This is a genomic window from Pseudomonas sp. PS01301 (assembly GCF_029960215.1).
Lineage (GTDB): Bacteria > Pseudomonadota > Gammaproteobacteria > Pseudomonadales > Pseudomonadaceae > Aquipseudomonas > Aquipseudomonas coleopterorum.
Genome location: NZ_JASCPM010000087.1, coordinates 1 through 4,812 on the forward strand (window position 1 = coordinate 1; position 4,812 = coordinate 4,812).

A 4,812-nucleotide genomic window follows, 5' to 3' on the forward strand; every position below is an offset into this window, starting at 1 on the left:
GGCTTGCGCCGGTGCTACAGGGGCATACCACGATCCCTGTAGCAGCGGCGCGAGCCGCGTCCGGGCTCGAAAAACCCAAAAACTAAACCCTCAAGGCGTTTATCAGTCCTACCCTTGTTGGTAGTACCCCCTGTGCTCGCGGGAGCACGCAGTCTCAAGGAGCCCGCAATGACGCGCCCACGTAAAATCGTCGCCTGGACCCTGGGCAGCCTGTTGGTCCTGCTGCTGATAGTGGTAGTGGTGATCGCCACCTTCGATTGGAATCGAATCAAACCCACGCTCAACGAAAAGGTTTCCGAAGCCTTGCATCGTCCCTTTGCCATCAATGGTGACCTCGCCGTGCATTGGCAGCGTGAAGAGGATGAAGGTGGCTGGCGTGCCTGGGTGCCGTGGCCGCGTTTCGTCGCCCAGGACATCACCCTGGGCAACCCCGATTGGTCGTCGAAACCTCAGATGGCCAGCCTGCAGAAGGTCGAATTTCGTCTTTCCCCACTGCCGCTGCTGGCCCAACGCGTGGTCATACCGCGTATCGACCTGACCGGTCCCGATGTCTCTCTGCAACGTCTGGCCGATGGTCGCGCCAACTGGACCTTCCAGTTCGACGAAAAGGACCCCGACGCCGAGCCGTCCAAGTGGGTAATGGACATTGGCTCCATCGGCTTCGACAAGGGCGTGGTGGCGTTCGACGACCAGACGCTCAAGACTTCGGTCAAGGTGTTGATCGACCCATTGGGTAAACCCATTCCGTTCAGCGACATCGTCGGCAGCGGTGCGGCCAAGAAAGTCGCCGACCAAGGTGCCAGTGCGCAGGACTACGCGTTCGGTTTCAAGGTCGATGGTCGCTACAAGGACTTGCCGCTCTCGGGCTCGGGCAAGATCGGCGGGCTGTTGGCGCTGCAGGACGCTTCCCGGCCGTTTCCCGTGCAGGTCGATGTGCGTATCGCCGACACCCGCGCTGCGGTTGCCGGCACTCTGACCGATCCGCGCAACCTGGGCGCGCTGGATTTGCGCCTGCGCCTGAGTGGCAGCAGCCTGGGCAATCTCTACCCACTGACCGGCGTGACCCTGCCGGATTCTCCCGCGTACGAAACCGATGGGCACTTGTTGGTCAAGCTGCACGAGCCTGGCGGCGCGTCGTTTCGCTATGAGGATTTCAACGGCAAGATCGGCAACAGCGACATCCATGGCAACCTGGGCTTCGTCGCCAGCCAGCCTCGGCCAAAGCTGAGCGGCGCGCTGGTGTCCAACCAATTGCTGTTCGCCGACCTCAAGCCGTTGATCGGTGCCGACTCCAATGCCGAGCAGAAGGCCCGCGGCGGAGCGAGCAAGCAACCGGCCGGCAAGGTCCTGCCGGTGGAAGAGTTCAAGACCGACCGCTGGCGCGCCATGGACGCCGACGTCGAGTTCACCGGGCGCAAGATCGTCCACAGCGAAGACCTGCCGTTCACTGACCTGTACACCCATGTCGTGCTGGACGACGGCAACCTGCGCCTGGAACCGCTACGCTTCGGCGTGGCCGGCGGCAAGCTCGACGCACAGATCTCGCTGAACGGCCGCACCACGCCGTTGCAGGGTCGGGCCAAACTGACCGCGCGCGGCTTTCAGCTCAAGCAACTGTTCCCCTCGTTCGAACCCATGCGCACCAGCTTCGGTCAGCTCAACGGCGACGCCGACATTGCCGGCACCGGCAATTCGGTGGCGGCGCTGCTGGGGACGGCCAATGGCAATCTGAAAATGCTCGTCAATGATGGCGCGGTGAGCCGCGACCTGATGGAGATTGCCGGGTTGAACGTCGGCAACTACCTGGTCGGCAAGATCTTCGGTGACAAGGAAGTCGACATCAACTGCGCGGCCGCGTCCCTGGGCATCAAGAACGGGCTGGCCAGCACCGATCTGTTCGTCTTCGATACCGAGAACGCGATCATCTACATCGATGGCACGGTGAATTTCAAGCAGGAACAACTGGACCTGAAGATCTCGCCGGAGTCCAAGGGTTTCCGTCTGCTGTCGCTGCGCTCGCCGCTGTACGTGCGCGGCCCGTTCGCCAAGCCCAATGCCGGCGTGCAGGCGGTACCGTTGTTGTTGCGCGGGGCTGGCATGGTCGCCCTTGGCGCGACCATCGGGCCGGCGGCAGGCCTGTTGGCGCTGGTGGCACCCAGCGGTGGTGAGCCGAACCAGTGCACGCCGCTGCTGCAGCAGATGAAGGCGGGCAAGGCACCGAAGACGGTACCTGGATCCTGAGCCGGTTTCTGTAGGAGCGGTCCGTGGCCGCGAACCAGGCGCTGCGGTGTGTCAATTGCATCGGGTCGCCTGTTTCGCGGCCACGGACCGCTCCTACGGGATGCAGGCAAAATGACCGGGCATAAAAAAGCCAGAACCTGAGTTCTGGCTTGGGACCTGCGACTGACGATTACAGCGCGTTGTAAATGTCGGCCATGTCGTCGGCGTGTTCTTCTTCCTGGGCCAGGATGTCTTCGAAGATGCGGCGAGTGGTAGGGTCCTTGTCACCGATGTACTGGATGATTTCGCGGTAGCTGTCGATAGCGATCCGCTCGGCCACCAGGTCTTCGTAGACCATTTCCTTGAGGGTGTTGCCTGCCACGTATTGAGCGTGGGAGTTCTTGCTCAGCAGGTCCGGGTTGAATTCCGGCTCGCCGCCCAGTTGCACGATGCGCTCGGCCAGCTTGTCGGCGTGTTCGGCTTCCTGCTCGGCGTGCTCGAGGAATTCATCGGCCGCAATGCTGGCCTTCAGGCCACTGGCCATGAAGTAGTGGCGCTTGTAGCGCAGCACGCACACCAATTCGGTGGCCAGCGAGCCGTTGAGCAGTTTGATGATCTCTTCGCGGTCGGCGTTGTAGCCTTCGGTGACGGCGCCTTGATCGACGTTCTGACGTGCGCGGGCACGCAGGTCTTGTACGGATGTCAGTTGGGAAGTTTCGAGGTTCAGCATGTTTATCTCCAGCTATACGGTTTGAGCCTTCTCGCTCTGTTGTTCCGAATTCGGAACCCGGCGGGATCGGTGCAGATGCGTCATTGCATGAATGTCGCTACAGGAATGTGAGTGGCGGCGGCGACGAAAAGTTTTATTACAAATGGCCTGGGGAGGGCCTTTCGTCAGCCGCCTGAAGCAGGATTACGGCGCGGTTTCGTTCAGCTTGCGCTGCTCGCAGGTCATGAAGCCCTTGGTCGCGACACGGCCAGAGCTGTCGAAGCTGACGTAGTAAGGCTGTTGATGGCCTTCACGGTTGAGGATGTAGTTGTTGCAAGTGCCATAGGCGGAGTTGGCGGTGCCTGCAACGACGGTCGACGGTGTGCCGCCGATGGCCAGAACCTGCTGCATGGTCATGCCTTTCTCGACCTGCTTGACCAGCGGTGCGTCGCGATAGGTCACGAAGTCCACCGGGTTCTGCACGGTGGTGTTCGAGGAACAGCCAGCCAGCGAGGCGATGACACACAGTGCAGCCAAGGATTGCTTGTACATAGGGAGTCGCTCCTTCGATGGGCCGAGAGTGGCCCCGTGCTGGTTTGGAGCGTGGTGAGGAGACGATAGTTCTGAAATTTTTCGCCCGCCGACTGGCTGGCCAGGCCGTCCACGGGCAGCCCACGCTGGAAAACAAATGACGCAATTTAGCCGGGGCCGCGCATGCGTTCGTCTACTGGCCCTTCGCTCGCAACGCTGGCAGACTGCCTGTCCTTTCGAATCGCTCGCTTCTGAGGCTTTATGCCCATGTTCTCTTCGCGTCAAGTGCTGATCGCCAGCTGGATTCTGGTGTTTGGCGGCCTTTTGCTGGTCTTGCCGATGCGCCTGCTGCCCAGCCTGTTGGCGGGCCTGCTGGTGTTCGAACTGGTCAACATGCTGACTCCGCAGCTGGAGCGATTGATCGCCGGGCGTCGTGCGCGGTGGGTGGCGGTGGCGCTGCTGGGCACTCTGGTGGTCAGCAGCCTGGCGCTGCTGTTCGCCGGCGTCATCAGCTTCGTCCTGCACGAAGCGGAAAACCCGGGTGCTTCGCTCAACAAGTTCATGGGCGTGGTCGATCGTGCGCGCGGCCAGTTGCCGCCCTTCATCGACGCCTACCTGCCGGCCAGCGCCGCCGAATTTCGCGTGGCCATCAGCGGCTGGCTAAGCAAGCACCTGAGCGATCTGCAGCTGGTCGGCAAGGATGCCGCGCACATGTTCGTGACCTTGCTGATCGGCATGGTGCTGGGCGCCATCATCGCGCTGCAGGCGATTCCCGATCCCGACCAGCGCAAGCCCCTGGCGGCGGCGCTGTTCGACCGTCTGGCGTTGCTGGTGCGGGCCTTTCGCAACATCGTCTTCGCGCAGATCAAGATTTCCCTGCTGAACACCTTCTTCACGGCCATTTTCCTGGCCGTGGTCCTGCCGATGTGCGGTATCAAGCTGCCGCTGACCAAGACCCTCATCGTGCTGACCTTCCTGCTCGGGCTGTTGCCGGTGATCGGCAACCTGATCTCGAACACCTTGATCACCATCGTCGGGCTGTCGCTGTCGATCTGGGTGGCCATGGCGGCGCTGGGTTATCTGATACTCATCCACAAGGTCGAGTACTTCCTCAACGCGCGGATCGTCGGTGGGCAGATCAGTGCGAAGTCGTGGGAGCTGCTGCTGGCGATGCTGATCTTCGAGGCAGCCTTCGGGCTGCCTGGGGTGGTGGCGGGGCCGATCTACTATGCCTATCTGAAGAGTGAGCTGAAGCAGGCTCAGTTGGTGTAGGGCTTACTGGCCTCTTCGCGGGCAGAGCCCGCTCCCACAATACCTGTGGGGGGGCGAGCATTGTGGGAGCGGGCTCTGCC

4 protein-coding genes are annotated in these 4,812 nt (G+C 61.8%); 2 read left to right on the plus strand and 2 right to left on the minus strand.

Going from position 1 to position 4,812, the window contains the following annotated elements; all coding sequences use genetic code 11:
- Window positions 1-168 precede the first annotated feature (168 nt).
- Window positions 169-2,241 carry an AsmA family protein gene (locus QMX89_RS22355; RefSeq protein WP_282349923.1) on the plus strand — a complete coding sequence of 691 codons (2,073 nt, stop codon included), beginning with the start codon at window positions 169-171 and terminating at the stop codon, window positions 2,239-2,241.
- Between the two features lie 169 nt (window positions 2,242-2,410).
- Here the strand turns inward: QMX89_RS22355 and QMX89_RS22360 are convergent, their stop codons facing one another.
- Both QMX89_RS22360 and osmE read right to left on the minus strand, forming a co-directional pair.
- Window positions 2,411-2,950, minus strand: coding sequence for a ferritin-like domain-containing protein (locus QMX89_RS22360; RefSeq protein WP_043191077.1), 540 nt, complete (start codon window positions 2,948-2,950; stop codon window positions 2,411-2,413).
- Between the two features lie 183 nt (window positions 2,951-3,133).
- Window positions 3,134-3,481, minus strand: coding sequence for an osmotically-inducible lipoprotein OsmE (gene osmE, locus QMX89_RS22365; protein ID WP_049862004.1), 348 nt, complete (start codon window positions 3,479-3,481; stop codon window positions 3,134-3,136).
- A gap of 240 nt (window positions 3,482-3,721) precedes the next feature.
- On the opposite strand from osmE, the gene QMX89_RS22370 reads away from it, so the two are divergent.
- Complete coding sequence (locus tag QMX89_RS22370; protein ID WP_122744028.1) at window positions 3,722-4,732, plus strand: hypothetical protein; 1,011 nt, start codon at window positions 3,722-3,724, stop codon at window positions 4,730-4,732.
- Window positions 4,733-4,812: the final 80 nt, after the last annotated feature.